The 3,898-nt window shown below is 65.9% G+C and carries 2 protein-coding genes and 1 pseudogene; 2 read left to right on the forward strand and 1 reads right to left on the reverse strand.

All coding sequences use genetic code 11. From position 1 onward, the window contains the following. Positions 1-425: M20/M25/M40 family metallo-hydrolase (locus JV551A3_RS16295; protein WP_133978913.1), on the reverse strand; the 425-nt coding region annotated here is incomplete at its 3' end. Positions 426-911: 486 nt separating this feature from the next. On the opposite strand from JV551A3_RS16295, the gene JV551A3_RS16300 reads away from it, so the two are divergent. Beyond that, the gene (locus JV551A3_RS16300) at positions 912-3,428 is read left to right on the forward strand and encodes an excinuclease ABC subunit UvrA (protein ID WP_133972286.1); all 2,517 of its coding nucleotides are present in this window, start codon (positions 912-914) and stop codon (positions 3,426-3,428) included. A 160-nt stretch (positions 3,429-3,588) separates the two neighbouring features. After that, positions 3,589-3,898: pseudogene (locus JV551A3_RS16305) on the forward strand (MFS transporter); the annotation flags it as partial.

A 3,898-nucleotide genomic window follows, 5' to 3' on the forward strand; every position in this document is an offset into this window, starting at 1 on the left:
TGGCCCTCCTCGGCCGGCTGGAAGATCAGCGTCAGCGTCCCGGCGAACTGCCGCGTCGCCGCCAGGAAGCGTGCAGCGCCGAGCAGCATGGTGGTATGCCCGTCATGGCCGCAGGCGTGCATGCAGCCTTGGTGCTGGCTGNTGTAGGCGGCGCCGGTGGCCTCGTGTATGGGCAGCGCGTCCATGTCGGCGCGTAGGCCCAGGCGGCGTGGGCTGTTGCCATTGTGCAGTACGCCGACCACGCCGGTCTTGCCGATACCGGTGTGCACTTCATAGCCCCACGTTTCGAGCAGTTGGGCAACCAGTGCCGCAGTGCGGCTTTCTTCGAAACCCAGTTCCGGGTGAGCGTGGATATCGTGACGGATTGCGTGCAGGTCGCTGGCCACATCGTTCAGCCAGGCCAGGATGTGCTGATGTCGGGACATGTAGAGTCTCCTCGCGCGGGTGGTTTCCCGTTCTTGTTGTTCGCCTTGAGGTCACGACGGGTGAGGCAGGTCGTGCTTGGCTGACAGATAAGCGCGAGTGGAGAAGGAGCACAATCGAATGTGGTTCCGCTGGATGGAACTAGTGCAGGGCTTGAAAGCTCCAGTGCCTATGAGATCGAGCGCCGCCCGCGCGGCGCTTCGCAGCACAAGGCTGCTCCTACATCTGTTTCGGGCCAGTGAGTCCTGGGGCAATTGCGCGCGAGCCCCCGGTGCACGGCTCGATATCGCGTCGTATAAACAAGGCGGTCGCGCGCGTCTGGCACAGGCATGACTGGCCTGAAACAGATGTAGGAGCAGCCTTGTGCTGCGAAGCGCCGCGCGGGCGGCGCTCGATCTCCCAGGCACCAAAAAACTCAAACCATACCCTAGCGACCCCACAGCGCTTTACTGCTACCTTCATCACCGACCCCAGCCAAGGACCGCCCAATGCCTCCACGCCATACGCCCCCAGCCGGCTTCGTCCGCGTCCGTGGCGCCCGCGAGCACAACCTCAAGAACATCGACGTCGATATCCCTCGTGACGCACTGGTGGTGTTCACCGGCGTGTCCGGCTCGGGCAAGTCCTCGCTGGCCTTCTCCACCCTCTACGCCGAAGCCCAGCGGCGCTATTTCGAATCGGTCGCGCCCTATGCCCGGCGCCTGATCGACCAGGTCGGCGTGCCGGACGTCGACGCCATCGAAGGCCTGCCCCCGGCCGTGGCCCTGCAGCAGCAACGCGGCACGCCTAGTGCACGTTCCTCGGTGGGCAGCGTGACCACCCTGTCCAGCTCCATCCGCATGCTCTACTCCCGCGCCGGCCACTACCCGGCCGGCCAAGCGATGCTGTATGCCGAGGATTTCTCGCCCAACACGCCCCAGGGCGCCTGCCCGGAATGCCATGGCATGGGCCGGGTCTACGAAGTGAACGAAGCGACCATGGTCCCCGACCCGTCGCTGACCATCCGCGAGCGCGCCGTGGCGGCGTGGCCGATGGCCTGGCAGGGGCAGAACCTGCGTGACATCCTGGTGACGCTAGGCTACGACGTCGATACTCCCTGGCGCGACTTGCCACAAGCGCAGCGCGACTGGATCCTGTTCACCGAAGAAACACCCACCGCGCCGGTGTACGCCGGGCTGACACCGGCGCAGACCCGCACCGCCCTCAAGCGCAAGCAGGAGCCCAGCTACCAGGGCACGTTCATGGGTGCCCGGCGTTACGTGCTGCACACCTTCATGCACTCGCAAAGCGCACAGATGCGCAAGCGCGTTGCTCAGTTCATGCGCCCAAGCCCATGCCCGCTGTGCCAGGGCAAGCGCCTGAAGCGCGAGGCCCTGGGGGTGACCTTCGTCGGGCTGGATATCGCCGAGCTGTCGCACCTGTCGCTGCAGGCGCTGGCCGAGGTATTGCGCAAGGTGGCGGCAGCAGACTACCTGGCACAACAGCAGGACGACCTGACCCTGGAAAAGCGCCTGGCCGCCCAACGCATCGCCAACGAACTGCTCGAACGCATCGACACCCTGCTGGAGCTGGGCCTGGGCTACCTGGCCCCGGAGCGCAGCACCCCGACCCTGTCCTCCGGCGAGCTGCAGCGCCTGCGCCTGGCCACCCAGCTGAACTCGCAACTGTTCGGCGTGATCTACGTGCTCGACGAACCTTCGGCCGGTTTGCACCCGGCCGACAGCGAAGCCCTGTTCGAGGCGCTGCAGCGCCTGAAGCATGCTGGCAACTCGGTATATGTGGTGGAACACGACCTGGACACCATGCGCCGCGCCGACTGGCTGGTGGATGTAGGGCCTGCCGCTGGCGAGCATGGCGGCACCATCCTCTACAGCGGGCCGCCCGACGGGCTGGCCCAGGTCGAGCATTCGAGCACCCGGGCCTACCTGTTCGGTGCACCGGCCCAGACCACGCGCACGCCACGCCAGGCCCACGACTGGCTGAAGCTTGAAGGCATCAGCCGCAACAACCTGAACAACATAAGTGCCGAATTCCCGCTGGGCTGCTTTACCGCCGTTACCGGTATTTCCGGTTCGGGCAAGTCGAGCCTGGTCAGCCAGGCCCTGCTGGAGCTGGTGGGTGCACACCTGGGCCATGCCGCACCGAGCAACGAACCCGAAGAACAGAGCCTTGAAGATGAGCCCGAACAGGCCAGCGGCGGGCATGTGAGCGCTGGCCTTGGCAGCATCAGGCGCCTGGTGCAGGTCGACCAGAAGCCGATCGGCCGTACGCCACGCTCCAACCTGGCCACCTACACCGGCCTGTTCGACCATGTGCGCAAGCTGTTCGCCGCCACCGAACAGGCCAAGGCACAAGGCTTCGATGCCGGGCGGTTCTCCTTCAACGTTGCCAAGGGGCGCTGCGAGAACTGCGAGGGCGAAGGTTTCGTCAGCGTCGAGTTGCTGTTCATGCCCAGCGTCTATGCGCCCTGCCCGACCTGCCATGGCGCCCGCTACAACCCGGCAACCCTGGCGGTGACCTGGCAAGGCATGAACATTGCGCAGGTGCTGCAGTTGACGGTCGACCAGGCCCTGCAGGTGTTCGCCGAACAGCCAGCGGCGCGGCGCTGCCTGCAGGTGTTGCAAGACATCGGCCTGGGCTATCTGCGCCTGGGCCAGCCGGCCACCGAACTGTCCGGCGGCGAGGCGCAGCGCATCAAGCTGGCCACCGAGCTGCAGCGCATGGCCCGCGGGGCGACGCTGTACGTACTGGACGAACCTACCAACGGGTTGCACCCGCAGGACATCGACCGGCTGCTGGTGCAGCTCAACCGCCTGGTCGATGGCGGGCACAGCGTGGTGGTGGTCGAGCATGACATGCGAGTGGTGGCGCAGAGCGACTGGGTGATCGACATCGGGCCTGGGGCCGGGGATGCCGGGGGCCAGGTGGTGGTCAGCGGCACGCCGCAGGTGGTGGCCGGGTGTGCTGAAAGCCGCACTGCGCAGTTTTTGGCCAAGGCCTTGTAGCGCCTGCACTGGCCCCTTCGCAGCACAAGGCTGCTCCTACAGGTACTGCATCGCATCTGAGGGCGGTGCAATACCGGTAGGAGCAGCCTTGTGCTGCGAAAGGGCCGGTGCAGGCTGTAGACTGTCTTTTTGCAATGGCCGCTGAAGTACAGTCTGCCCCATGGACAAATACGCCCCACGCCAGTGGCTCCCCCACGAAAAACCCAGCCTGCCGGGCTCCCCCTCCACGCCCCTGCACACGCCCGCCAAACGCCTGGCCTACGGCGTGGTCGGGCTGCTGGTGGCCATCACCGGTGGCCTGGGCAACGCGCTGGTCACCGCCAACCTTGTGTTCCTGCAAGGTGCGCTGGGTGCAACCACGGCGTAAATNGCCTGGCTGCCGGCCGCCTACGTAATGACCAATGTGTCCATCAACCTGCTGCTGGTGAAGTTCCGCCAGCAGTTCGGCCTGCGCGCGTTCACCGAGGTGT

This window comes from Pseudomonas inefficax (assembly GCF_900277125.1).
GTDB lineage: Bacteria > Pseudomonadota > Gammaproteobacteria > Pseudomonadales > Pseudomonadaceae > Aquipseudomonas > Aquipseudomonas inefficax.

Bases quoted from the DNA above. Each gene is read 5' to 3' on its own strand.
- JV551A3_RS16300 (WP_133972286.1), top strand. From the start codon at position 912: ATGCCTCCACGCCATACGCCCCCAGCCGGCTTCGTCCGCGTCCGTGGC.